Below are 24,028 nucleotides of genomic sequence, written 5' to 3'. Positions count from 1 at the left end.
AGATTAGTGCAGCTCTGGCCAGTAATCCTTATTAGCTTCAATCAGATCGTCCAGAATCGCCTTCGCCACCGATGCGCTCGGTACGGTTTTCGACAGGGTAATCGCCTGCCAGAGTTTCTGATACGAGCGCTGCTCCCAGGCGTCCACCACCAGTTTTTCCACCGCCACCTGCTGGCTCATGAGCCCTTTCTGGAAGTGCGGAATATCACCCACGGTCAGCGGCTCCGGTCCGTTGTGGCCGACCAGACACGGAATTTCTACCATCGCGTCGGCGTCAAAATTATGGATAGCCCCATTGTTAGGCACAATCAGCAACATGCGTTCCTGGGTATTAAAGGCAATCGCGGTCGCCAGATCGACGATGTACGATGCATGTTCGTCGATTTCCAGTTCACCGGCAGAAGAATGACCGGCTTCGATAATCGCCCGGCATGAACTGAATACATGCTTCTCACGGTGATCCATCACTTCATTGGCGCGGGTACGCTCCGGGTTGGAATGGGCGACCACATAGTCCGGGAACAGGTAATACTTCAGGTAGGTGTTCGGCATGGTGTCCGGATCCAGCGCCTGTACGTCTTTGGCCTTGGCGAAGGTATCGTTCCAGCTCGCTTCAGTATGCGCATCTTCCGAAGGCGGAACATAACCGTTTTTCGCCACGTATTCGCGCAGTTTCGGCATCAGATCGTTTCCGTTCAGATCTTCAATCGACGTCCACCAGCCGAAGTGGTTCAGACCGTAGTAGCGCACGCGCATCTCTTTGCGGTCTTTCAGGCCGACGATTTGCGCCATACGGCCTTCAATGCCGATCGGCATGTCGCAGATGTTGAGGATTTTCGCGTTCGGACGCAGGCGGCGCGTGGCTTCCGCGACAATCGCCGCCGGGTTAGAGTAGTTCAGCATCCACGCGTTCGGGGAGTACTGCTCCATATAATCTACCAGCTCAAGCACGCCGCCGATGGAGCGCATGCCGTAGGAGATGCCGCCCGGCCCGCACGTTTCCTGGCCCAGTACGCCGTGGCGCAGCGGGATTTTTTCATCTTTTTCACGCATCGGGTATTTGCCCACGCGAATATGCGCCATCACGAAATCCACATCGGTAAAGGCTGCTTTCGGATCGGTGGTGTAACTAAATTCAATCTCAGGCGCCTGCTCCCTGAGGATGATTTTGCACGCCTCCGCGATAACCTCCTGACGTGCTCCGTCATTGTCATAGAACTTCAGCGCACGCAGCGGGAAACGGTCACGGTTGGCTAACAGCATCAGGACGATACCAGGCGTGAATGTACTGCCGCCGCCTGCAATAACAACTGAGAATTTTTTCATGATATAGCCTCTGTCAGAGTGGTTTGTTCGTTTGTTAAAGGGGTTTTCATCAGCGATTCCAGCTGGTCGCGCACCTGAGGAACGTGCAGACCGACAATCACCTGAATGCCGTTGCCGCGTCGCACCACACCGTGTGCGCCCAGGGCTTTGAAGACGTCGTCGCTTTGGGTTTTCGTCATATCCACCAGGGCGATACGCAGGCGGGTGGCGCAGTTATTGATACTTTCGATATTTGCTGCGCCGCCGAGCGCCTGTAAGAACCCAGCGGCCTGTCCGACCTGCTGGCTGGCTGCTGCCGGGGCGGTGGTTTGCCCACGCGCCGCCTTATAGTCGGCCTTGCTGTAGAGCTTGATTTCGCTCTCTTCCCGGCCCGGCGTTTTCAGATTCAGACGTTCGATAAGCGTCCTGAAGACCACGAAATAGAGAGCGGTGAAGCAGAGGCCGATGCCAATCTGGGTGAATACCGTCGAGGCGTGGTTATGGAACATCGGGATCCAGTTTTGCGGCAGGAACTGGTCCAGCAGACCGCCCCCCATGTTCCCCACCACCCCGAAGGTATACATCACCGTCGCCATCGTTGCGGCCAGCACGGCGTGGATGGCAAACAGCAACGGCGAGATAAACAGGAAGGTGAACTCCAGCGGTTCGGTAATACCCACCAGCACGGCGGTAAGCGTGGCCGGAACCAGCAGCCCCGCAACCTTGACGCGGTTTTCCGGCGATGCGGTGTACCAGATCGCCAGCGCAATCCCGACCGAGCCAAACACTTTCGAATTGCCGTGCAGGGCGAAGCCGCCTTCAGGGAACAGTGTTTTCAGCGGCACAGTGCTCTGGCTGAATTCCTGCAGGTGCTGCGCCCAGTAAACCTGAATGCCGCCCTCTACCGCCGCCGGGCCGAAGATAAACGGACCGTAGACAAAGTGGTGCAATCCGGTTGGGATCAGAATGCGTTCCAGGAAGGTATAGACCCATACGCCGAGCGCACCGGCAGAGCGCAGGAACGCCTGCAGGGACTCAATGCCCATCTGCACTTTCGGCCAGCCCAGCAGCGTCAGCCAGGCGCAGGGGATCATCACGAAGAACGCGAGGATAACGACAAACGAGGTACCCTGGAAAATCCCCAGGAAGACTGGCAACGGCTTGTCGAAAAATCGGTTGTGGATGGCGGTGACGAGCCCGGAAATGATAATCGCCCCGATGATGCTGGTATCAAGCGTTTTGATTCCGGCAATCATCGCCAGCCCGCTGCCAGCAGTGGGTTCAGCAGAGAAGTCGACGCCAAAGAAGTGACCCCAGGTCATCCCCATCGCGTTGATAAAGTAGTTCCAGGTCAGAAAGCTAATCAGCACCGCCAGACAGGCGCGGCCCTGCGCCTGCTTTGCCAGGCCAATCGGTAAGCCGACAGCAAAAATCAGCGGCATATTGCGGAACACCGCCCAGCCGCCCTCTTCGATGATGTGAACAATCTGCGCGAACAGATGATCGGGGGCCGTTAAAGCTTCGCCGACAAACAGCGGGTTGCGAAGCATGATGGCGATCCCGACCACGATCCCGGCAAAGGGAAACAGTAAAACCGGGGTGAACATGGCGCCGCCAAAACGTTGTATTTGACTGAGCATTTTTAAATCCTCATGAAACAACCTGTAGGGGTAGAGGCCTTTATGATTTTTTACTGGCCTGAGGTGAGCATAAGAAGTTACTGATGCGGGAACATGGCGTGCCGCTGCGATTCGTGATCGCATTCATGGTTTTAATTTGACCAATCAGGTCTACTTTTTATAGCAAATATGGACAAGTTAAGACGTAATCCACGCCATAACGGGCGAGCAGAGGTCTACAGGTGATCTACAAATCTATTGCCGACAGATTGCGGCTACGGCTCAATTCGTCGGACTACAACATTGGCAGCCCGTTACCCGGCGAAAAAGCGCTGGCAAAGGAGTTTGGCGTAGCCCGGATGACCATCCGCAAGGCATTGGATCTGCTGGTAAGCTGGGGGCTGGTTGAACGTCGACACGGCAGCGGGACGTTCGTGGCGCGCAAAGACGTTCATCATGAAACGACTAACCTGACCGGGCTGGTGGAGGTACTGCGCCAGCAGGGGAAAGAAGTGCAGAGCAAGGTGTTGCAGTTTGAAGTGATGCCCGCGCCGCCCGCCATCGCCAGCCAGCTGCGGATTCAGGTTGATGAGCGGATCTATTTTTCAAGGCGGGTGCGTTACGTGGACGGAAAACCGCTGATGCTGGAGGACAGCTTTATGCCGGTGAAGCTGTTCCGCAATCTTTCCCTGGCGCATCTCGAAGGGTCTAAGTTTGATTACATCGAGAAGGAGTGCGGGATTACCATTAGCGGCAACTACGAGAGCCTGACGCCAGTGCTGGCAGATAAACAGCTGGCCGGTTATATGAATCTGCCGGAACAGACGCCGCTGCTGCGCATCACCTCTCTTTCCTACAGCGACAGCGGCGAGTTCCTCAACTATTCCGTGATGTTCCGGAACACCAGCGATTACCAGGTGGACTACCATCTGCGGCGTATCCACCCGGAAGACTTATTAGCCCATCCCCCAGAACAGCACCGCCAGTAGTTGCGGGGTGATAATGCGCAAAAACATCACCAGCGGATAGACCGTGGCGTAGGACAACGCCGCCGCGCCGCTGGTGGCGTGCAGGTTATTGGCGAACGCCAGCGCGGGCGGATCGGTCATGGAACCGGCCAGCATGCCGCACAGCGTGAGATAGTTCATTTTAGCGAACATACGCGCCAGTAATCCGACCGTTATCAGCGGGATGGCGGTAATGAATATGCCGTAGCCTACCCAGCTCATCCCTTCGCCGTTCACCAGAGTATCGACAAAATCACCGCCGGATTTAAGCCCCACCACCGCCAGAAACAGCACGATGCCCAACTCCCGCAGCGCCAGGTTAGCGCTCGGCGGCATAAACCAGTAGAGCTTACCGATGGAGCCGATACGCCCGAGGATCAGCGCCATAATGAGCGGCCCGCCTGCCAGCCCCAGCTTCAGTGCTACCGGGAAGCCGGGCACGTACAGGGGGATGGAGCCAAGCATGACGCCAAGCCCGACGCCGATAAAGACCGGCAGCATCTGCACCTGCTGGAGTTTTTGCTGGGCGTTGCCCACCATGTTCGCTACGGCATCAATAGATGAAGGACGCCCGACGAGGTTGAGAATATCACCGAATTGCAGGCTGGCATCCTGGCTGGCCACCAGCTCGACACCGGCGCGGTTAAGCCGGGAGATCACCACGTCATAACGCTCTTTAACCTGCAAATCGCGTATTTTCTTGCCCAGGACCTTCTCATTGGTCACTACCACGCGCTCCACGCGCATGTCCGTTCCACGGGTTGAGAGCGAGGTATCCACCTCCTGACCAATCACCAGCCGGGCATTGTTTAAATCCGCCGGTTGCCCTACCAGATGCAGGAGATCGCCGTGCTGAATGAGGGTGTCAGGTGAAGGCACCATCAGCGTGTCGTCACGTTTCAGGCGTGAACAGATAATGGTCGCGCTGTTCAGAATGGGGACATCCTGTATCGCCATATTATTCAGGTTGGGGTTTTCGACGCGAATGTTGATGGTTTTAATAAGCGCATGGCCGTTGGTCAGCGTGCTTTCATGCTCTTTCGCCTCCTGCTCGACGTTAATGCGGAACAGCACGCGCACCAGCCACATGGAGAGCAAAATACCGCAAATGCCAAACGGATAGGCCATGGCGTAGCTCATCCCCATCTGATCGACGACATCAGCAGGGATACCCAGATCGCGCAGAATTTGCTGGCCCGCCCCGAGCGCGGGCGTATTGGTTACGGCGCCGGAGAAGATGCCCAGCACGACGGGCAGCGGAATAGCGAAGAGTTTGTGCAGAATGGCGGTGACCAGCCCACCCATTACGACGATGCCGAAGGCAAAGAGATTAAGGCGTAAACCGGAGACGCGCAGGGAAGCGAAGAAGCCCGGCCCCACCTGAATACCGATGGTATACACAAAGAGGATCAGGCCGAACTCCTGGATGAAATGCAGCATATCGGCGCTGAGCACCCACCCAAACTGGTCGGCAAAATGGCCGACAAAAATCCCGCCGAAAAGCACCCCGCCAATCCCAAACCCGACGCCGCGGATTTTGATATTCCCCAGCCATAGCCCCACTACCGCGACAAGGGCCAACACGCTGACGGTTAACGCGATATCACTCATGTTCCACATCCTGTGTATAACCTTAGTTATAACAGGGATTCTCTCAGAGCTGGCGGCGGTTGTATGGGTGATGGCGCACAAAAAAGCCCTGCCGGGGCAGGGCCTTGTGCGGTCTGTGAGCGTTGTCGGGTGGCGGCTGCGCCTAACCCGACCTACAGTTTCGGCGGGTTTGTTAACTGTTTAACGCCGGCCTGTCGCTAATGGCGATGCGCTGCGGCGCGATAGCTTCCGGCACGTTACGGGTGAGGTCAATATTCAGCAGCCCGTTAGTGAACGTCGCGCCAGAAACTTCCATATGGTCTGCCAGGGTAAAGCTCAGGCTAAACGGCTGAGTGACAAGCCCCTGATGCAACCATTTGGTCTCGGTGTCTGGTTTTTCCGGTGACCCTTTAACGGTCAGGCGCGTACCCTCAAGCTGGATGTCGAGATCTTCCTGACGGAACCCGGCCAGCGCAAGCGTGATGCGGTAGTGGTTATCATCGCTTTTTTCGATGTTGTACGGCGGAAACGTCTGCTGTTCGGTTGCGCTTTGCAGCGCGTTAGCCAGTTTGTCAAAACCGATCCACTGACGCAGCAGGGGGGAAAAATCATAGTTACGCATACTAAATCTCCTTCTGAGAAGCGAGTTCGGCACAGTTTATTTTTGTGCGCAGTTGTACCTGCAAACCCTTACGGATTCGCATATGCTCCCTTTACGGCAAGCAATTTCAGGTGGGCCGCAGCCGCGACCCGCTTAATTAATTGATTTCGATACGACGCGGTTTTTTCTCTTCCGGAATCACACGTTCCAGCTCGATAAACAGCAGGCCGTTCACCAGGTTCGCGCCCTTGACGTGGATGTTTTCAGCCAGCTGGAACTTGCGTTCAAAGTTGCGCTCTGCGATGCCCTGGTAGAGGTAGGTTCGTTCTTTCTGCTCGCCCGCATGGGAGCCTTTCACCACCAGCAGATTGTCCTGCGCGGTGATCTCCAGTTCGCTCTCTGCGAAACCGGCGACAGCAATCGCAATGCGATAGTGGTTTTCGTCAACCAATTCAACGTTGTAAGGAGGATAGCCGTTGCTCTGGCTCTGGTTGTTTTCTAAGTGGTTGAACAGACGATCAAAACCAATGGCAGAACGGTATAGCGGAGAGAGATCGAAATTACGCATAGATAAAAACTCCTGGAATCAGCGAGAAAATGTAGCCTTCCACCATGGACAGGCTTCTGCTTCCCCGAACACCCATCAGGCGTGTCCGTTATCGGGTTACATTCTTAAAATGGGTCTGGATACGGCCTTTTCAAGCCTGTTGATGTGAGATTTTTTTGCACTTTGCTGGTTGTCGCATAGACTCAGGGGCACAGCACAAAGGGTTAAATTGCGATGGCGACCACAGTGCGGGAGTTTTGAGCTATCCATTTTGGACGCGCCTCGCTATAACCCTGAGTTGCAGGTCAATGCCGTGCTACTAATGATGACTGAGTGATGATGAGAAATGTTCTGATTAAGCTGGCGACGTTCAGCGGGGTTGTTTTACTTTGCGGGTGTTCGAGCGTGATGTCGCACACCGGCGGTAAAGAAGGAACATATCCGGGGACGCGCGCCAGTGCCGCCATGATCTCTGATGATGAGACAAACTGGGGTACCAAATCTCTGGCGATTCTTGATATGCCGTTTACGGCGATTGCCGATACGCTTCTGCTGCCGTGGGATATGTTCCGCACCGACAGCTCAGTGCGTTCGCGCGTTGAGAAAAGCGAGCAGGAGACGCTGGCGACTAACTCCGTCATCCCGCCCGCAGAGATGACCCCGCGCTAATTCTGTGCGGTTTCCGTTAGCCACAGCTGGCGGAAACCGTCCTTCTCTTCCATCCACGCAACAAAACGTCCGTCCGGGGAAAACACCACAGCGTCAGCAGACGGCGGGTTGCCATGATCGGACGTCAAAAACGTCACCTCTCCGGTCTGCGCATCGCAGCAGGCAATGCGGCCTGCAAGCACAAATCCCAGCCCGTTGCCGGAAGGATGCCAGTTAAAGGCCGACTGAATATCACTCTCAGCGTGGGTCAACTGACGCGGCTCACCGCCTTCAGGGGAGATAAGCCACAGCTGCACAATGCCGTTATCGTCCCGCATTAAAAACGCAATCTGCGTCCCCTGTGGATTGCTGCGCACCCAGTGGCGCGGCACGTTCACCAGCCCCGGATACGCCTTCTGATGGGTGAAGGTAAGGCGGCGTTGCATGACGCCCGCAGGCGGCGCGGGCATTGTATCCGGCGTCCCCTGCAACGGCGCATCGCCCGCCCGTTTCCAGCCCTGCTCGTCCTTGGGAAGGTCCACAATAAACAGTTCGGGCACTTTCTCGCCTTTCGCAGACACCGTATCGCCGATAAACGCCAGCCTGTCGTTGCCCACCCAGCCCTCTTCATAGGCGCGGTTAATCTCATCGCTGCCCGGTTGCGGGTTCGGCGTTGTCCGGCTTACCAGTACGCTCCAGAAGGTTCCGGCATATTCCCGCGGATGGTTCCCCTGTGGGTTTACCGGACCAAAAGGCGCCGCCACCCCGACGTTACGCAAATCCAGCTGCGGATCGCGCGCGTGCAGTACATGGTCGTTGTAGGTAAAGCTGACGAACTGCCCGTTCGGGCTAAAAACGTGAACGTGGCTGCCGCCACGCAGCGCACCTGCCGTGTAAGGCGCGGTGATATCCATCGCATCAAGATTGCTCACCTGACCATTGTGCGCAATCACCCCCTGACGATGGTGAAAATCATACTGCCAGTCTGCATCCGGGTTTTTCGGGCCGTGGATAAAAACATATTTCTCCTGCGCCGGATGAACGGTTACCACGCCAACATGCGCGCCTTCAGTCGCACGGTAGATCGCCTCAACCTCGCCCGTAATGACATTGACCCGCTCAATGGTTTTACCGGTAAACGACGCGCCGGACGGGCGGACATCATAGACAAGCCACTGGCTGTCTGGCGTCCAGATGTTGATGTTGGTGAGCTGGTGGTTGCGGGAAGCGAAGGTGATTTGTTTCATGAAAATACCCTGATGCGCGGTTATCGCATCAGGGTAAAACATCCGAAGGGATTAGCCTACTCGTTTCACGTCACCTACCAGCAGGATGTAGGAGAGCGCGCCGATCAGCGCCACGGCAGAGATATACACCAGCGCCGGACCAAAGCCGTAGTCCTGCGCCAGGTAACCGATGACCAGCGGCACGGTGATCCCGCCCAGGCCGCCAACGAAGTTAAACACGCCACCGGTCAGGCCAATCAGCCGCATCGGTGCCAGGGACGACACCAGCGACCAGGTGATGGAGGCAAAACCGTTCCCGAAGAACGCTACCGCCATCAGGGTCATGATCCACACTGGATCGTTGGTGTAGTTCGCTCCCATGATGCAGGTAGAGATCAGCAGTCCGCAGATAATCGGCGTTTTACGCGCAACGCCCAGTGAGAAGCCTTTTTTCACCAGCTTATCCGCCAGCCAGCCCGAGAGCAGGACGCCGAAAAACGCCGCAAGGAAGGGTACGGTGGTCATAAAGCCCGCCTTCAGCGCGGTTATCCCTTTTTCCTGGGTCAGATAGTTCGGGAACCAGGTGAGGAAGAACCACAGCGTGGAGGTCACCGCGAACTGGCCCAGATATACGCCCACCAGCTTACGGTGGAAGACCAGCTTCCAGTCCGCTCTGGTCAGCGGCTGGCGCGCCTCTTTTTTCACTGGCGCATCGCCGTCCACCAGACCGCCGCCGTCGCGGATGTAGTCCAGTTCGGCTTTGGTGATGCTTTTGGTCAGACGCGGCGGCTGATAGACCTTGAACCAGATTAACGACCAGATAATGCCGATCCCGCCGGTGACGATGAACACCCAGTGCCAGCTCAGCAGCTCCTGGATCCAGATTAACAGCGGCGTCAGAAACGCCAGACCAACAAACTGCCCGGAGGTGTAAAAACCAACAGCGGAAGCACGTTCGTGTTCAGGGAACCAGCTGGTCACCATGCGGTTGTTGGTCGGGAACGCGGGCGCTTCAAACACCCCGGTGATGGCGCGCAGGCCTATCAGCGACATCAGCCCGGTGGCGAAGCCCTGGAACAGGGTCGCCACGGACCAGCCCAAAATAGCGATAAAGTAGGTCAGACGTGACCCCACGCGGTCAAGGAACCAGCCGCCGGGGATCTGGCAGAGCGTATACAGCCAGGCAAACGCCGAGAAGACGTAGCCCATTTCCGCTTTGGTGATGCCAAACTCTTCCTGAATATGGGCCGATGCCACGGCGAGGTTGGCGCGGTCTACATAGCAAATGACCACGGTAATAAAAATCATAATTAGCGTCAGGTAGCGGCGACGCCCGGTTTTTGTAGCAGTAACTGGAATATCCATCGCAATCTGTCTCCAGATTTTGGGCATAGCGAAGCCGCTCACCATGCCCTGTAATTTACAGAGGGTGTATTTGGTTTTTTTAATTAAAAACGTAAACGGAATGCGCTAAATAATTCGTGCTGGGGGAAGGCGGCAAGTTTTCGCATCCCCGGGAGCATACAAAAGTATGTGACCGGGGTAAGAAAACGCAGCCAACGCATCACCAGCGCGAAGTATGACGCGCATTTACCACTCGGCTACGGAACCGTCTTCATGACGCCACAGTGGGTTACGCCAGTCCGGCGCACTTTTACTCAGCTCAATGACTTTGGCTTCGTCGATCTCCACGCCAAGGCCCGGCTTCGTTAAAGGTTTAAAGAAACCGCCTTCCATGCTGAAATCTTCCTTGTTTTTCACAAAGTCGAGCAGCTCCGCGCCCTTGTTATAGTGAATGCCCATGCTTTGTTCCTGGAACACTGCATTACGGGAGACGAAGTCCACATGCAGACAGGCTGCCAGCGCAATCGGCCCAAGCGGACAGTGCGGTGCCAGCGCCACATCGTAGGCTTCTGCCATGCCGGCAATTTTGTAGCATTCGGTGATGCCACCCGCGTGGGAGAGGTCCGGTTGCAGGATCGCAATGCCGCCCGCTTCTAGCACGCGCTTAAACTCGAAGCGCGAGAACATACGCTCCCCCGCCGCGATGGGAATGTGCGTCTGTTCAGCCAGTTTTGGATAGTATTCCGCCTGCTCGGCCAGAACAGGCTCTTCAATAAACAGCGGGCGATACGGCTCCAGCTCTTTAATCAGCACTTTGGCCATTGGCGCGCTGACGCGGCCGTGGAAATCCAGGCCAAACTCAATCTCGTTGCCGAAAGCCTCGCGGATTTGCGCCACGGTGTTCACCGCCCGGTCTACCGCGCGCGAGTTGTCGATAACGCCCATCTCTTCGCAGCCGTTGAGTTTGAAGGTGTCAAAACCGATGTTGCGCAGCTGCCGGATACCGTCGATCACTTCCGCAGGGCGGTCACCGCCCACCCAGCTGTAGGCTTTGATTTTGTCTCGCACCAGGCCGCCCATTAATTGCCAGACCGGGGCATTCAGCACTTTGCCTTTGATATCCCACAGCGCCTGATCGATACCGGCGATGGCGCTCATCAGGATCGGACCGCCACGGTAAAATCCCGCCCGGTACATGACCTGCCACAGGTCGTTGATGCGCGCCGGATCCTGGCCAATCAGGTATTCACCCAGCTCGTGAACCGCGGCTTCAACCGTACGCGCACGGCCTTCAATCACCGGCTCGCCCCAGCCAACCACGCCTTCGTCGGTTTCGATTTTCAGGAACATCCAACGCGGGGGTAAACGGTACGTGGTAAGTTTGGTTATTTTCATTGCACTGCCTCTCGATACGCTTTCACAAATGCTGCCGCCTGCTGTGCGGTACGCTCAACGGGCTGTCCGGCACGATAGAGATCGCTGCCCAGCCCCGCGCCCGCACAACCCGCTTTTATCCACTGCACCAGGTTTTCCGGCGTGACGCCGCCCACGGCAAAGACCGGCACGCTGGCGGGTAAGACCGCTTTCAGCGCTTTGATGTAATCCGGGCCAAAGGCCGACGACGGGAAAATTTTGAGAGACTGTGCGCCCGCATCGAGGGCGGCAAAGGCTTCTGTGGCCGTGGCGCAACCCGGGCATACGGTCATGCCGTAATCCACCGCCCGGCGGATCACCTCGGGGTTGATATTCGGTGTGACGATAAGCTTGCAGCCCATCTTCGCCAGTTCATCCACCTGCTCCGGCTGTAATACGGTACCAGCACCAATCAGCGCCTTATCACCGAACGCCTTAACAACTGCCGGAATGCTTTTTTCCCATTCCGGGGAGTTGAGCGGGATTTCCACCGCGTCGAACCCGGCGTCGATCACCGCGCCAACGTGCGCTAAGGCCTCACCGGGCGTGATACCGCGCAAAATCGCGATCAGGGGAAGATCAGTTTGCCACTGCATGAGCGATGCTCCTTATGCCTGCCTGAAATGCCGTGTCGCCTTCCACCGCAGCAACATCCCGTCCGATAGCGTGGAACGCCTGGCGGTAACGAGACGTCAGCGATGAACCCGCGACGAGCGTGATGGCCTGCTGCCCGGCGAACCCGTCGCTCAGGGCGGCGACTTCTGCGCCAATCAGCAGGCCGGACAGAAATTCGCTGACCTGCTCGCGCGGAAGATTTCCCAGCACGTGCGAGGCGCGAACCTCAAAAAGTTGCGGCAAAACGGCAGGGGATGCGATCCCGCGCTCAAGCCCGGCGGCAAACGCTTCCGGCGAAGGGGTTTGCTCCGGCAAACCGGCCCCCACCAGCGAATGCTTAAGCAGCAAGTGGTGCAGTTCGCCGGTCATCACCGTGCGGAAATCATGAATTTGCTCAGCATCCGCCTGGACCCATTTGCAGTGCGTCCCGGGCATGACGTAGACAGAAGAAGGAGAAAGGGTGCGCGCCCCGAGCAGCTGCGTCTCTTCGCCGCGCATCACGTTATGGTTATCGTCGCGAGAGACGCATAAACCGGGAATAATCCAGACATTGTCGCCAACGGACGTTAACTGCTCGCCAACGGCGGTGAAATGCACCGGAACCGACAGGTAAGGCGCAACCTTCCAGCCCACGTTACTGCCGACCATTCCGGCCATCACCACTGGCGTAGTACCGTCGCGCCAGTTTTGTGTCACCTCTGCTAACACCGCTTCGGGGGATTTACCGTTCAGGCGCGTCACACCTGCTTCTGATTGCCTGCTTTCCAGACACTGCTCCCCCTGGTAGAGCCAGGCGCGCAGATTGGTCGATCCCCAGTCAATTGCGATGTAGCGTGATGTCATGTGATTTCCTTCAACCTTCGTGTCGAGCTGGCGATCATGGTCAGCGCCGCCTGCTCTGCCGCATCGCCGTCCTGATGCCGTATCGCATCGAACAGCGCTTTATGTTCCTGAAGCGTTTTCGGCATGTTGGCCTCATCGCCCATCCAGGTACGTTCAAAAACTGCTCGCTGTAGCGAGCTGATCGCCACGCTAAGCTGCTGTAACACCGGGTTATGCACCGACTGCAGTACCGCCTCGTGGTAGCGAATGTCCGCCTCGTTGAACGCCTCCCGATTCTGGTTATTGGCGATCATGTCGTTTAACGCCGACTCAATCTGTGCCAGGTCACCTGACGTTGCGCGCTCTGCCGCCCAGCGGGCGATGGCCGGTTCCACCAGATTTCGGACTTCGCTCATCGCGCCGATAAGCCGTGGGTCGTAGTCGTTTTCCAGTACCCATTGCAGAACATCGGTATCGAGGTAGTTCCACTGGTTACGCGGCGCAACAAACGCGCCGCGATAGCGCTTCATTTCAATCAGCCGCTTCGCCATCAGCGAGCGGAACACTTCCCGGATGATGTTGCGCGAGGTTTCAAACTCCTCGCACAGTTCCGCCTCTGCTGGCAGCGGCGAACCGGGAACGTATTTGCCACCCACAATCTGAGTGCCCAGCGTGATGACAATGCGATCGGTTTTATTGAGTGTCATGGAGAGTCCTTGTGCTCTGTAAGTCCATCACTACTTTACCGCGACCGCTGAATTTCGCCTCACTTTTGCAGTACAAACGTGAGTCCTTTCGCCTTTGCTGTGGTGACAATGTAGTACAATCAGTTAATGTTGTACTACAATCCAGATCACAAAAAGAACAATTCGATAAATTCAGCGCCAAAAAAAGCCCCGGTTGATAACCGAGGCTGATGATTACAGACAGCTGTTAGGACAGGACAAATTTCTCAATCGCATAAGCCACGCCGTCTTCCAGATTAGATTTGGTGACGAAGTTCGCCACTTCTTTCACCGACGGGATCGCGTTATCCATCGCCACGCCCATGCCTGCATATTCGATCATCGCAATATCGTTTTCCTGGTCGCCCAGCGCCATAATCTCCTCAGGCTTAATGCCCAGCGCATCGGCAAGCGATTTGACACCCGTGCCTTTATTGACGCGTTTATCGAGGATTTCGAGGAAGTACGGCGCACTTTTCAGCACGGTGTATTTCTCTTTTACCTCAGCCGGAATGCGTGAGATGGCTTTGTCGAGAACCGCAGGTTCATCAATCATCATCACTTTCAGGAACTGGGTTGCCGGGTCCATGTTTTCCGCTTCGCAGAACACCAGTGGAATGGTTGCAACGTAGGACTCGTGCACCGTGTAGTAGCTGATATCGCGGTTGGCGGTGTAAAGCGTATTGCGATCGAGCGCGTGGAAGTGAGAGCCCACTTCGCGGGAGAGCTTTTCCAGGAAACGGTAGTCATCATAGCTCAGTGCAGTTTGCGCCACCGTGCTGCCATCGGCTGCCTTTTGCACCAGTGCGCCGTTATAGGTGATGCAGTAATCGCCAGGCTGATTCATGTGCAGCTCTTTCAGGTAGCTGTGCACCCCGGCATACGGGCGTCCGGTGGTGAGCACCACGTTCACGCCTTTTTCACGTGCGGCGGCGATCGCATTTTTAACGGCAGGAGAGATAGTGTGGTCTGGCAGCAGCAGCGTGCCGTCCATATCGATTGCAATGAGTTTGATAGCCATGAGGTCCCCGGGATAAATGAGTGCTATTTCATGCTAACGCGATTAAGCACACAAAAATAGAGCTACCTTGCGTAACAAAAAGCCCCTTTTATATTTATCCCGGGAACAAGAACTCACTGGCGGGTGAGAACGATTTTGCCAAACGCACCGCGATCCAGATGCTCAAGCGCCTGTTCCAGTTCGTCAAAACGGTAGCGATGTTCAATCACCGGTTTTAACTCCGTGACATCAACAGCACGGACGAAATCTTCCAGCGCCCGGCGGTGTCCAACCCCAATCCCCTGAATGACGGGGGATTTCAGCAGCAGCTCGCCAGCAGGCAGGGAAATGTCCGTTCCGGCCAGCACGCCAATAACGGAGATACGCCCGTGAACGGCTACCGCGCGAAGGGAATGTCTCAGGTTCTCCCCACCCACGGTTTCGATAATATGGTCGATGCCGCGATCCTGCGTCAGTGCCAGCGTATTTTCAGCCCAGTCGCCTTTCAGTCGGTTGATGCCCTGGCTGGCTCCCAGCTTTTTGGCCAGAGCCAGTTTTTCATCACTCCCCGACGTAACAATAACTTCTGCGCCGTGCGCTTTTGCTATCTGCAAAGCGAATAGCGCCACACCGCCCGTGCCTTGTACCAGCACCGATTGCCCGGCGCGTAAATGGCCGCGCTCCACCAGCGCGAACCATGCGGTAAGCCCCGCGCAAGGAAGCGTGCTGGCCTCAGCGTCATCCAGGCTTTCCGGGGACGCCACCAGCGCGTTTTCCTTCACAATCACATACTCGGCCAGCATACCCTGGAAGTATCCGCCGGACGTTTTATAGGGCAAATCGCGCGCGTCTGCCTGCGGCTTGCCGTCGATCCATTCCGGGAAGAAGGTTGAGATGACGCGTGCGCCGGGTTTGAAACGCGTAACGCCGTCGCCAACGCTGTCCACCACGCCTGCCATGTCAGATGCTGGGGTAAACGGGAAGGAAAGCGGAATCGGCATCGTGCCTTCAATCACCATTTTATCCCGGTAGTTGAGCGCAACGGCACTCACCCGCACGCGGATCTCACCCGGGCCGGGCTGTGGCACAGGCACCTGAACAAGCTGAAGGCTCTCGCGCCCAAGGGCGTTCATTGACCAGCGCTGCATTGTTTCTGTCATTTTTTCTCTCCTGCCATCAAATAAGCTTTAGGACTGACAGTCTACCGTTGACGCCTGGTCGCCAGTGGCGATAAATTTTCCCATAATTGATGACGCAGTAGATACAATCCATGACCGATACGCTGAAGGATATACCTGTATTTGTGGCCGCCGTTGAGGCGGGAAGTTTTGCGCAGGCCGCCGTCCGTCTGCATTTGTCGCGCTCGGCGGTAGGAAAAAGCATTGCTCGTCTTGAAGAGCGGCTGGGGGTTCGTCTTTTCCAGCGTACCACCCGCAGCCAGAGGCTGACCGACAACGGCGCTCTGTTTTATGAACGCTGCTTTCGCGCGCTGGAGGAGATTCGGGGCGCGGAGTCGCTGCTTGAAACAGGGAAGCAGCAGGTCAGCGGCCGCCTGCGCGTCGCCATGCCGGTTCTGTTTGGTCGCCAGTGCGTCGCGCCACTGCTGATAGAACTGACGCAGGAACATCCTGGGCTTGAGCTTGAAATGTCATTCAGCGACCGCGTGGTGGATCTGGTAGAGGAAGGCTTTGATATGGCGGTACGTAACGGCACGCTGCAGGACAGCAGCCTGCTGGTCGCCAGAAGGCTGGGCGAGCATCGCATGGTGCTGTGTGCCGCCCCGGATTACCTGATGAAGAACGGCCATCCAGAAAACGTTGCTGATTTACCCCACCACACTGCCATTAACTATCTGCGATCAGGCAGAGTGCTGCCCTGGCAGCTAATGGATAGCGAAGGGAGATCGCACACCTTTACTCCCCGCTCATCGCTCAATATGGATGATTTACAGGCAATCTGCGACGCTGCGCTGGCCGGACACGGCCTTGCGTGGTTGCCCTGCTGGATGGCCCGCAGAGAAATACATCAGGGAAAACTCATCCCGCTTTTAAAGCAGGCACCGGACGTGCGCTTCGACGTTCATGCAGTCTGGCAGCAGACGCCGCATCTGCCGCTGAGGGTAAGAATAGCGATAGATACGCTGGCGAGCCGTTTACCGTCCGTGATGTCGCTGGATATGCCTGCGCCCATAAAAAAGCCGCGCTAAAAGCGCAGATTAACGATCTGATTCATACAGGCAAACCTGCTTACCAGGCGAAACTCTGCTTATAACAGTGAAGTACACATCCTGACTACGTTCTGACGTCCACAGCTCCCCGGCCGGGGCTTTTCTCGCAAAGGAATAGCCACGCAAAACAAGATATTGTTTAAGTGCAGCGGTATCAGATACCCCGCTAAAGCACACCCCAGCGGTGTCCGGCTGTCCATTTGCAGCAGAGTGACTGAAGGTATAATCCGTTGAAAGGCGTGGTGCCTGCTTAATCGATTCTGGGGTGTAAAGATGATAGCGAACCCTATCTGATTCACGGTATGTCATCTCAGGCTCATACGGCAAAAGGAGGTATATGACCGTGACAATCACAATGGCCAGCCCTGAGAATATGGCTAACTTTTTCATGCTCAACGTCGTCCTGAGTGGGTAAAGAAGGAATGATATGTGCCGTTATCGTTAAGAATACGAACAATGTCTGAACTGAAGTTATCAAACGGCGTTACCCACCTCATAAAGCGGGGAAGCGGGCCTTTATAGGGTTCATGCCGGATATTAAGGTCATCAGGGTCGGGAAAAATCAATGGAAGAAAACCCCGGTTCTTGAAATTACCGATCGGTCCGTAATGATCCCAGCGGCGTAGTGCGCTTTCACGACTGACAGGCCGCAACTGAGCCCGGTAATCCGAAGGAATCAGCGCCCTGTAAAAACCGAGCAGATCCGACACCAGGTCTTCTCCGCTGAACCCGCTATCGGTGTACCAACTGAAAAAAGCGCGGGACTGGTAATTTTCAAAATTTCTCGCGGTATCCATCATCATAGCCAGGGCAATGCTGTTAATTTCTGACATCGAGCGCCCACGTTTTATTTCCCAGCGAACAAACTTACCCGTTCCGGCCAGTCCTTTCCCGATATTCATTCTCTGATTGTATGCAATCGTGTAATAAGGTCTGCCACTGGCTTCGCCGCTGCTGAAATCAGCCAGAAGCAGGGAAATATCTTCGCCCCTGGCATGCCCCAGGTCGATCCAACCGAGGACCTCACTGTAGACGAGGCCGCTGCGGGTCGTTACCTGCCATTCATCGGCCCCGATAATATCGCTCCTGCTGCTCATACGGTTTAATCCTTTTTCCGTACCGATTTCAACTTTAACAGACCACCATACTCTTTATCGGGGTATATACTCCTGGGCGAGGATCACATCAATGAGATCGACTTCGTTTTATTGATATTCAAATATAAGTAAAAAAAAGAGAGTGACATCATGTCACTCTCTTTTTTGTTATTAGCCGACTGCATTCTTTATGAGACATCATTTGGAATGAGCCCCACAAAAACAACCGTTAAATATCGATATTCGCCGCTTTCAGGGCGTTCTCTTCGATGAAGGCGCGACGTGGTTCAACCGCGTCACCCATCAGGGTAGTGAACAGCTGATCCGCTGCGATTGCGTCTTTAACGGTGACGCGCAGCATGCGACGGCTTTCCGGATCCATGGTGGTTTCCCACAGCTGGTCCGGGTTCATTTCGCCCAGGCCTTTATAACGCTGAATAGAGAGGCCACGACGGGACTCTTTCACCAGCCACTCCAGCGCCTGTTCGAAGCTGGCTACCGGCTGACGACGCTCGCCACGTTCGATAAACGCGTCGTCTTCGATCAGACCACGCAGCTTCTCGCCGAGGGTGCAGATACGGCGGTATTCCGGACCAGTAACAAACTCGTGCTCCAGCGGGTAGTCGGTATCGACGCCGTGGGTACGCACGCGAACAATCGGCTCGAACTGCTGCTCAGCGTTCTGCTGAACGTCAAACTTCCACTGGCTGCCGTGCTGCTCTTTCTCGTTCAGCTCGCTCACCAGGGTGTTCACCCAGCGGGTGACGGTCTGCTCGTTGCTCAGATCGGCTTCGGTCAGGGTCGGCTGATAAATCAGCTCTTTCAGCAGCGCTTTCGGATAGCGACGCTCCATACGGCCAATCATTTTCTGCGTGGCGTTGAACTCGGAGACCAGACGCTCCAGCGGTTCACCGGCCAGCGCTGGCGCGCTGGAGTTTGCGTGCAGGGTCGCACCATCAAGGGCGATCGCGATTTGGTACTGATCCATCGCCTCGTCATCTTTAATGTACTGTTCCTGCTTGCCTTTCTTCACTTTATACAGCGGCGGCTGGGCAATGTAGACGTGGCCGCGCTCAACGATTTCCGGCATCTGACGATAGAAGAAGGTCAACAGCAGCGTACGAATGTGCGAGCCGTCGACGTCCGCATCGGTCATGATGATGATGCTGTGATAGCGCAGTTTGTCCGGGTTGTACTCGTCGCGACCGATGCCGCAGCCGAGCGCGGTGATGAGCGTCGCCACTTCCTGAGAAGAGAGCATCTTGTCGAAGCGCGCTTTCTCAACGTTAAGGATTTTACCCTTCAGCGGCAGAATCGCCTGGTTCTTGCGGTTACGGCCCTGCTTCGCAGAACCGCCCGCGGAGTCCCCTTCCACGAGGTATAGTTCAGACAGCGCCGGATCGCGTTCCTGGCAGTCAGCCAGTTTGCCCGGCAGGCCTGCCAGGTCCAGCGCGCCTTTACGACGGGTCATTTCACGGGCTTTACGCGCCGCTTCACGGGCACGCGCCGCATCGATAATTTTACCCACCACGATTTTCGCGTCGGACGGGTTTTCCAGCAGGTATTCGCTCAGCAGTTCGTTCATCTGCTGTTCAACCGCCGATTTCACCTCAGAAGAGACCAGCTTGTCTTTGGTCTGTGAGGAGAATTTCGGATCCGGCACCTTCACGGAGACCACGGCAATCAGGCCTTCACGGGCATCGTCACCGGTGGCGCTGACTTTCGCTTTTTTGCTGTAGCCTTCTTTGTCCATGTAGGCGTTCAGGGTACGGGTCATCGCCGCGCGGAAGCCCGCAAGGTGAGTACCGCCGTCGCGCTGTGGAATGTTGTTGGTAAAGCAGTAGATGTTTTCCTGGAAACCATCGTTCCACTGCAGTGCCACTTCCACGCCGATACCGTCTTTTTCAGTAGAGAAGTAGAAGATATTCGGGTGAATTGGCGTTTTGTTCTTGTTCAGATACTCAACGAACGCCTTGATACCGCCTTCGTAGTGGAAGTGGTCTTCTTTGTTGTCGCGTTTGTCGCGCAGTCGAATCGACACGCCGGAGTTCAGGAACGACAGTTCACGCAGGCGTTTCGCCAGGATCTCGTACTCGAATTCGGTGACGTTGGTGAAGGTTTCAAGGCTCGGCCAGAAACGCACCATGGTACCGGTTTTGTCGGTATCACCGGTAACGGCCAGCGGTGCCTGCGGCACACCATGGGTGTAAATCTGGCGGTGAATTTTGCCTTCGCGCTGGATAACCAGCTCCAGCTTCTGCGACAGGGCGTTTACCACGGATACGCCTACGCCGTGCAGACCGCCGGAAACTTTATAGGAGTTATCATCGAACTTACCGCCTGCGTGCAGAACGGTCATGATAACTTCCGCAGCAGATACGCCCTCTTCCGGGTGAATACCGGTTGGGATGCCACGACCATCATCGGTAACGGACACGGAGTTGTCCGCATGGATCGTGACCACGATGTCTTTACAGTGACCCGCGAGCGCTTCGTCGATAGCGTTATCTACCACCTCGAATACCATGTGGTGCAGACCGGTGCCGTCATCCGTGTCGCCGATATACATACCCGGGCGCTTACGCACCGCATCCAGTCCTTTCAGGACTTTGATACTGGAGGAGTCATAAGAATTCGACATCAACGTTTCTCGCTCATTTCAACTTGGGTTAATCCGTTATTTTACCCTTTTCCACGGTAAACATCTTCGAATTTTCGTCCGACATGTCCATAACGTGTTCAGCGCTAATGGCGCTGACGAAAACCTGCGACTGCGTGGCTTTTAAGCGGCTGGCAAGTAGCCCGCGCCGCGCGTCGTCAAGTTCCGAGGCAAAATCATCTATCAGGTACAGGCAGCGTCGCCCACTTTCGCGGGTGAGGAATTCCCCCTGCGCCAGGCGCAGCGCGCACATCAGGAGCTTCAGCTGCCCGCGCGACAGCGTGTCTTCCACCGGCGCACCGTCGGCACGAATGCGGAAATCCGCCTTGTGCGGGCCGTGCGCGGTGTAGGTCAACATGCGATCGCGCTCGAAGCTTCTCTCTAACACCTCGGCATAATCCGTCTCTTTTTCCCAGCCACGCTGGAAAGAGAAGGTGAGAGAGAACTCGGGTAAAAACTGTTTGCAGGTGTCGGCCATGTCTTCGGCGATACCTGCGCTGTATTCGGCACGCCAGCGGCTGATTTGTTCCGCAAGAGGAATTAATTCCATGTCCCACGGACGCAGCTGGGCGTAGCGCGTGACCTGGCGCAATGCGGCGTTACGCTGTTTAAGCAGACGCTTCAGATTGCTCCAGGCGTTAAAGAAACCGGCTTCATTGTGAAAGCATCCCCAGTCGAGGAACGCTCTTCTGTATTTGGGGCCGCCGTTGAGTAAAGTAAACCCCTCCGGCGTAATCAGCTGCATCGGCATCAGCAGTGCCAGCTCCGCCACCTTGTGGCCGTCGGTGCCGTCGATGCGCACCTTGCTGTCGCCCTGCTTGTCTTTGGTCAGGCCGATGGCGGTTTCCCGCTCGGCGCCCTGCAAGCGCCCATGCAGCACAAACGCATCCTGCTCGTGGCGAATCACGCGACCAATCTGCAAACTGCGAAACGCCCGGCCATGACCGAGCGTATAGATGGCTTCCAGCACGCTGGTTTTGCCGCTGCCGTTCGCGCCAACCAGGAAATTAAAGCCAGGGGATAAAGCGAGATCCGCGCTCTCGATGTTGCGAAAGTCGCGGATCAACAGACGGGTGAGCGACATTACAGTCTCATTGGCATAACAACATAAGCAGCCGACTGTGATGCGGCATCTTCAATCTGTACGCTCGAAACGGAGTCAGTCAGCAGGATGCGAACGTTCTCGCATTTCAGTGCATTCAGCACATCCAGCACATAGCTGACGTTGAAGCCGATTTCCATCTCAGCCCCGGCGTAGGTGACGTCCAGAATCTCTTCTGCCTCTTCCTGCTCCGGGTTGTTGGCGGTGATTTTGATCTGGTTTTCACTCACGTACAGACGTACGCCGCGGAATTTCTCGTTGGAGAGAATAGCGGCGCGCGCGAACGCCTGCTTGAGGATGTCGCAACCCGCCTCCAGCGTTTTGTCCGGGTTCTTCGGCAACACGCGGCGATAATCCGGGAAACGTCCGTCTACCAGCTTCGATGTGAAGACAAAATCGCCCACGTGGGCACGAATATTGTTGCTACCGATCTGCACGCGCAGCGGGGTGTCGCCGCCGTCGAGCATACGCATCAGTTCAATTACGCCTTTACGCGGTACGATCACCGAATGGTTTGGCAGTGAATCGCCAATCGGCATGGAACAAACCGCCAGACGGTGACCGTCTGTAGCCACGGTACGCAGCTCTTCACCTTCGGTTTCGAACAGCATGCCGTTTAAGTAGTAACGAACGTCCTGATGCGCCATGGAGAACTGCGTGGCTTCAATCAGACGCTTCATCGTCGCCTGCGGCAGGGTAAATTCAACTTCGCTCTGCCAGTCATCCAGGTTCGGGAAGTCCGCAGCGGGCAGCGTGGAGAGGGAGAAACGGCTGCGGCCAGAGCGCACCAGCATGCGGTCGCCCTCCAGCTGCACGGCGATTTCAGCGCCTTCCGGCAGCCCACGGCAAATATCAAAGAATTTACGTGCCGGAACCGTGGTCGCGCCCGCGTCGTGCGGCTGAGTCAGCGTAACGCGCGCGATCATTTCCATTTCCAGATCTGTGCCGGTCAGCGACAGCGTACCGTCAGCGACCTGAAGCAGCAGGTTTCCAAGAATAGGCAGCGTAGGGCGGCCGCCTAATGGGCCACTCACCTGTTGCAGCGGTTTTAATAAATGTTCACGTTCAACGGTAAATTTCATAGCGTCACGATGATAATGTTCTGATTAAATTGGAAAAATCTTCTTTTATGTCGTGGCTTTCTTCGCGTAACTGCTCAATCTTGCGACAGGCGTGCAGCACGGTCGTATGGTCACGTCCACCAAACGCATCACCGATTTCCGGCAGGCTGTGGTTGGTGAGCTCTTTTGCCAGCGCCATCGCCATCTGACGCGGACGCGCCACCGAGCGGGAACGACGTTTAGACAGTAAATCTGCCACTTTGATCTTGTAGTACTCAGCCACCGTCTTCTGAATATTGTCGATGGTGACCAGTTTTTCCTGCAATGCCAACAAATCGCGCAGCGCTTCACGCACAAAATCGATGGTGATCGCACGACCGGTAAAATTGGCGTTGGCGATAACGCGGTTCAGTGCCCCTTCCAGCTCACGAACGTTGGAACGCAGGCGCTTGGCAATAAAGAACGCCACTTCACCCGGCAGGCGAATGTCGTTCTCGTCGGCTTTTTTCATCAGGATCGCGACGCGGGTTTCCAGCTCCGGCGGCTCGATCGCCACGGTCAGGCCCCAGCCGAAGCGGGATTTGAGACGATCTTCAACGCCGTTGATCTCTTTTGGATAACGATCCGAGGTCAATATGATCTGCTGATTGCCTTCCAGCAGGGCGTTAAAGGTGTGGAAAAACTCTTCCTGCGATCGTTCTTTATTGGCAAAGAACTGGATGTCATCGATCAGCAGCGCATCAACGGAACGGTAGTAGCGTTTAAACTCTTCGATCGCATTGTTTTGCAGGGCTTTTACCATGTCCTGAACGAAGCGTTCAGAGTGCATATACACTACTTTGGCATTGGGCTTACGCGCCATAATGCCGTTGCCCACCGCATGCAGCAGGTGCGTTTTACCGAGACCCGTGCCGCCATAAAGGAACAGCGGGTTGTAAGCACCACCGGGATTATCGGCAACCTGGCGGGCCGCCGCGCGCGCCAACTGGTTCGACTTACCTTCAACGAAGTTATCGAACGTGTGTTTCACGTTAACATTAGAGCGGTAGGTAGGCTCAGCGGGGGCTGGAACGTTATCCCAGCCCTGACGAGCCGGTGCAACGCGAGGCGCTGGAGCGGGCGCCGCCTGTGCAGGGGCTGCCACATTGACAACTTCACGAACGGTTTGGGTGACCGGCTTTGTGCCCACTTCAAAACGCAGCTGTGGGGCATCTGACCCGCAGAAATCGTTCAGCAGTCCATTGATGTTATTAAGGTATTTATCCCTTACCCAATCGAGCACGAAACGGTTTGGCGCGTACAAAGCCAGCGTGTTATCGCTCAGTTCCGCCTGCAATGGGCGGATCCACATACTGAATTCTGTGGCTGGTAACTCATCCTGCAATCGGGCAAGACACTGCTGCCAAAGCGAAAGTGACAC

General features: G+C 56.0%; 22 protein-coding genes and 1 other annotated feature. Of the genes, 3 read left to right on the top strand and 19 right to left on the bottom strand.

The annotated features are described in order from the left end of the window. Positions 1-3: 3 nt before the first annotated feature. Positions 4-1,326, bottom strand: coding sequence for a 6-phospho-alpha-glucosidase (locus ACQG03_RS00110; protein WP_038414984.1), 1,323 nt, complete (start codon positions 1,324-1,326; stop codon positions 4-6). Further along, entirely contained in the window at positions 1,323-2,945 is a 1,623-nt protein-coding gene (locus tag ACQG03_RS00105; protein WP_022646542.1) for an alpha-glucoside-specific PTS transporter subunit IIBC, read from the bottom strand. The genes ACQG03_RS00110 and ACQG03_RS00105 overlap by 4 nt, the downstream gene beginning before the upstream one ends. Before the next feature lie 221 nt (positions 2,946-3,166). Between ACQG03_RS00105 and ACQG03_RS00100 the strand changes: the two genes are divergently transcribed. Further along, the gene (locus ACQG03_RS00100) at positions 3,167-3,913 is read left to right on the top strand and encodes a GntR family transcriptional regulator (RefSeq protein ID WP_022646541.1); all 747 of its coding nucleotides are present in this window, start codon (positions 3,167-3,169) and stop codon (positions 3,911-3,913) included. Here the strand turns inward: ACQG03_RS00100 and ACQG03_RS00095 are convergent. The 3 genes from ACQG03_RS00095 to ibpA all read right to left on the bottom strand — a co-directional run bounded on the left by ACQG03_RS00095 (position 3,881) and on the right by ibpA (position 6,690). Continuing rightward, complete coding sequence (locus ACQG03_RS00095) at positions 3,881-5,542, bottom strand: putative transporter (protein WP_063152592.1); 1,662 nt, start codon at positions 5,540-5,542, stop codon at positions 3,881-3,883. The two genes, ACQG03_RS00100 and ACQG03_RS00095, sit on opposite strands and share 33 nt — an antisense overlap. A gap of 172 nt (positions 5,543-5,714) precedes the next feature. After that, positions 5,715-6,143 carry a small heat shock chaperone IbpB gene (gene ibpB / locus ACQG03_RS00090; RefSeq protein ID WP_022646539.1) on the bottom strand — a complete coding sequence of 143 codons (429 nt, stop codon included), beginning with the start codon at positions 6,141-6,143 and terminating at the stop codon, positions 5,715-5,717. A 136-nt stretch (positions 6,144-6,279) separates the two neighbouring features. Next, positions 6,280-6,690 carry a small heat shock chaperone IbpA gene (gene ibpA, locus ACQG03_RS00085; RefSeq protein WP_003861094.1) on the bottom strand — a complete coding sequence of 137 codons (411 nt, stop codon included), beginning with the start codon at positions 6,688-6,690 and terminating at the stop codon, positions 6,280-6,282. Next, positions 6,684-6,758: a sequence feature (ROSE (Repression Of Heat Shock gene Expression) occurs in the 5'-region of heat shock genes and acts as an RNA thermometer to modulate expression.), on the bottom strand. (Overlaps the previous gene by 7 nt.) A 247-nt stretch (positions 6,759-7,005) precedes the next feature. Between ibpA and ACQG03_RS00080 the strand changes: the two genes are divergently transcribed. Then, positions 7,006-7,338, top strand: coding sequence for a YceK/YidQ family lipoprotein (locus ACQG03_RS00080; protein ID WP_063163364.1), 333 nt, complete (start codon positions 7,006-7,008; stop codon positions 7,336-7,338). Here the strand turns inward: ACQG03_RS00080 and ACQG03_RS00075 are convergent. From ACQG03_RS00075 to ACQG03_RS00040, 8 genes are all read right to left on the bottom strand, one after another. After that, positions 7,335-8,564: a DUF3748 domain-containing protein gene (locus ACQG03_RS00075; RefSeq protein WP_074148373.1), complete on the bottom strand. Its 1,230-nt coding sequence runs from the start codon at positions 8,562-8,564 to the stop codon at positions 7,335-7,337. The two genes, ACQG03_RS00080 and ACQG03_RS00075, sit on opposite strands and share 4 nt — an antisense overlap. A gap of 51 nt (positions 8,565-8,615) precedes the next feature. Next, positions 8,616-9,953 carry an MFS transporter gene (locus tag ACQG03_RS00070; RefSeq protein WP_161177384.1) on the bottom strand — a complete coding sequence of 446 codons (1,338 nt, stop codon included), beginning with the start codon at positions 9,951-9,953 and terminating at the stop codon, positions 8,616-8,618. A 180-nt stretch (positions 9,954-10,133) separates the two neighbouring features. Then, complete coding sequence (gene dgoD, locus ACQG03_RS00065; protein WP_003861103.1) at positions 10,134-11,282, bottom strand: galactonate dehydratase; 1,149 nt, start codon at positions 11,280-11,282, stop codon at positions 10,134-10,136. Beyond that, positions 11,279-11,896 (bottom strand): 2-dehydro-3-deoxy-6-phosphogalactonate aldolase, encoded by a 618-nt coding sequence (locus ACQG03_RS00060; protein WP_063150660.1) that lies wholly within the window; start codon positions 11,894-11,896, stop codon positions 11,279-11,281. Before ACQG03_RS00060 ends, dgoD begins: the two co-directional genes overlap by 4 nt. Beyond that, positions 11,880-12,758, bottom strand: coding sequence for a 2-dehydro-3-deoxygalactonokinase (locus ACQG03_RS00055; RefSeq protein ID WP_023298955.1), 879 nt, complete (start codon positions 12,756-12,758; stop codon positions 11,880-11,882). The genes ACQG03_RS00060 and ACQG03_RS00055 overlap by 17 nt, the downstream gene beginning before the upstream one ends. Further along, positions 12,755-13,444: a D-galactonate utilization transcriptional regulator DgoR gene (gene dgoR / locus ACQG03_RS00050; RefSeq protein WP_003861109.1), complete on the bottom strand. Its 690-nt coding sequence runs from the start codon at positions 13,442-13,444 to the stop codon at positions 12,755-12,757. Before dgoR ends, ACQG03_RS00055 begins: the two co-directional genes overlap by 4 nt. Before the next feature lie 226 nt (positions 13,445-13,670). After that, complete coding sequence (yidA, locus tag ACQG03_RS00045; RefSeq protein ID WP_023305134.1) at positions 13,671-14,483, bottom strand: sugar-phosphatase; 813 nt, start codon at positions 14,481-14,483, stop codon at positions 13,671-13,673. 113 nt (positions 14,484-14,596) lie between these two features. Continuing rightward, positions 14,597-15,622 carry a zinc-dependent alcohol dehydrogenase family protein gene (locus ACQG03_RS00040; protein WP_063163366.1) on the bottom strand — a complete coding sequence of 342 codons (1,026 nt, stop codon included), beginning with the start codon at positions 15,620-15,622 and terminating at the stop codon, positions 14,597-14,599. A gap of 110 nt (positions 15,623-15,732) precedes the next feature. Here ACQG03_RS00040 and ACQG03_RS00035 point away from each other — a divergent pair, with 110 nt between their 5' ends. Next, positions 15,733-16,668 (top strand): LysR family transcriptional regulator, encoded by a 936-nt coding sequence (locus ACQG03_RS00035; RefSeq protein ID WP_063163367.1) that lies wholly within the window; start codon positions 15,733-15,735, stop codon positions 16,666-16,668. A 9-nt stretch (positions 16,669-16,677) separates the two neighbouring features. Here the strand turns inward: ACQG03_RS00035 and ACQG03_RS00030 are convergent, their stop codons facing one another. The 6 genes from ACQG03_RS00030 to dnaA all read right to left on the bottom strand — a co-directional run. Continuing rightward, positions 16,678-17,079, bottom strand: coding sequence for a hypothetical protein (locus ACQG03_RS00030; protein ID WP_038414975.1), 402 nt, complete (start codon positions 17,077-17,079; stop codon positions 16,678-16,680). A gap of 2 nt (positions 17,080-17,081) precedes the next feature. Then, a complete protein-coding gene (locus ACQG03_RS00025) occupies positions 17,082-17,786 on the bottom strand; it encodes a hypothetical protein (protein ID WP_022646529.1) in 705 nt (234 codons plus the stop codon). Positions 17,787-18,015: 229 nt separating this feature from the next. Further along, positions 18,016-20,427 (bottom strand): DNA topoisomerase (ATP-hydrolyzing) subunit B, encoded by a 2,412-nt coding sequence (gene gyrB, locus ACQG03_RS00020; RefSeq protein WP_023305131.1) that lies wholly within the window; start codon positions 20,425-20,427, stop codon positions 18,016-18,018. Between the two features lie 28 nt (positions 20,428-20,455). Next, positions 20,456-21,529, bottom strand: coding sequence for a DNA replication/repair protein RecF (recF, locus tag ACQG03_RS00015; RefSeq protein ID WP_022646527.1), 1,074 nt, complete (start codon positions 21,527-21,529; stop codon positions 20,456-20,458). Continuing rightward, positions 21,529-22,629 (bottom strand): DNA polymerase III subunit beta, encoded by a 1,101-nt coding sequence (dnaN, locus tag ACQG03_RS00010; protein WP_003861122.1) that lies wholly within the window; start codon positions 22,627-22,629, stop codon positions 21,529-21,531. Before dnaN ends, recF begins: the two co-directional genes overlap by 1 nt. A 4-nt stretch (positions 22,630-22,633) precedes the next feature. Next, positions 22,634-24,028 (bottom strand): chromosomal replication initiator protein DnaA (gene dnaA, locus ACQG03_RS00005; RefSeq protein ID WP_223831758.1); only part of this gene is annotated, 1,395 nt, incomplete at its 5' end.

Origin of the sequence: Enterobacter cloacae complex sp. 342H5 (assembly GCF_050030905.1) — a bacterium.
Lineage (GTDB): Bacteria > Pseudomonadota > Gammaproteobacteria > Enterobacterales > Enterobacteriaceae > Enterobacter > Enterobacter intestinihominis.
This window is presented reverse-complemented; position numbering and strand designations above follow the sequence as displayed.

Bases quoted from the DNA above. Each gene is read 5' to 3' on its own strand.
- ACQG03_RS00110 (WP_038414984.1), bottom strand. From the start codon at position 1,326: ATGAAAAAATTCTCAGTTGTTATTGCAGGCGGCGGCAGTACATTCACG.
- ACQG03_RS00105 (WP_022646542.1), bottom strand. From the start codon at position 2,945: ATGCTCAGTCAAATACAACGTTTTGGCGGCGCCATGTTCACCCCGGTT.
- ACQG03_RS00095 (WP_063152592.1), bottom strand. From the start codon at position 5,542: ATGAGTGATATCGCGTTAACCGTCAGCGTGTTGGCCCTTGTCGCGGTA.
- ibpB (WP_022646539.1), bottom strand. From the start codon at position 6,143: ATGCGTAACTATGATTTTTCCCCCCTGCTGCGTCAGTGGATCGGTTTT.
- ibpA (WP_003861094.1), bottom strand. From the start codon at position 6,690: ATGCGTAATTTCGATCTCTCTCCGCTATACCGTTCTGCCATTGGTTTT.
- ACQG03_RS00080 (WP_063163364.1), top strand. From the start codon at position 7,006: ATGATGAGAAATGTTCTGATTAAGCTGGCGACGTTCAGCGGGGTTGTT.
- ACQG03_RS00075 (WP_074148373.1), bottom strand. From the start codon at position 8,564: ATGAAACAAATCACCTTCGCTTCCCGCAACCACCAGCTCACCAACATC.
- ACQG03_RS00070 (WP_161177384.1), bottom strand. From the start codon at position 9,953: ATGGTGAGCGGCTTCGCTATGCCCAAAATCTGGAGACAGATTGCGATG.
- dgoD (WP_003861103.1), bottom strand. From the start codon at position 11,282: ATGAAAATAACCAAACTTACCACGTACCGTTTACCCCCGCGTTGGATG.
- ACQG03_RS00060 (WP_063150660.1), bottom strand. From the start codon at position 11,896: ATGCAGTGGCAAACTGATCTTCCCCTGATCGCGATTTTGCGCGGTATC.
- ACQG03_RS00055 (WP_023298955.1), bottom strand. From the start codon at position 12,758: ATGACATCACGCTACATCGCAATTGACTGGGGATCGACCAATCTGCGC.
- dgoR (WP_003861109.1), bottom strand. From the start codon at position 13,444: ATGACACTCAATAAAACCGATCGCATTGTCATCACGCTGGGCACTCAG.
- yidA (WP_023305134.1), bottom strand. From the start codon at position 14,483: ATGGCTATCAAACTCATTGCAATCGATATGGACGGCACGCTGCTGCTG.
- ACQG03_RS00040 (WP_063163366.1), bottom strand. From the start codon at position 15,622: ATGACAGAAACAATGCAGCGCTGGTCAATGAACGCCCTTGGGCGCGAG.
- ACQG03_RS00035 (WP_063163367.1), top strand. From the start codon at position 15,733: ATGACCGATACGCTGAAGGATATACCTGTATTTGTGGCCGCCGTTGAG.
- ACQG03_RS00030 (WP_038414975.1), bottom strand. From the start codon at position 17,079: ATGAAAAAGTTAGCCATATTCTCAGGGCTGGCCATTGTGATTGTCACG.
- ACQG03_RS00025 (WP_022646529.1), bottom strand. From the start codon at position 17,786: ATGAGCAGCAGGAGCGATATTATCGGGGCCGATGAATGGCAGGTAACG.
- gyrB (WP_023305131.1), bottom strand. From the start codon at position 20,427: ATGTCGAATTCTTATGACTCCTCCAGTATCAAAGTCCTGAAAGGACTG.
- recF (WP_022646527.1), bottom strand. From the start codon at position 21,529: ATGTCGCTCACCCGTCTGTTGATCCGCGACTTTCGCAACATCGAGAGC.
- dnaN (WP_003861122.1), bottom strand. From the start codon at position 22,629: ATGAAATTTACCGTTGAACGTGAACATTTATTAAAACCGCTGCAACAG.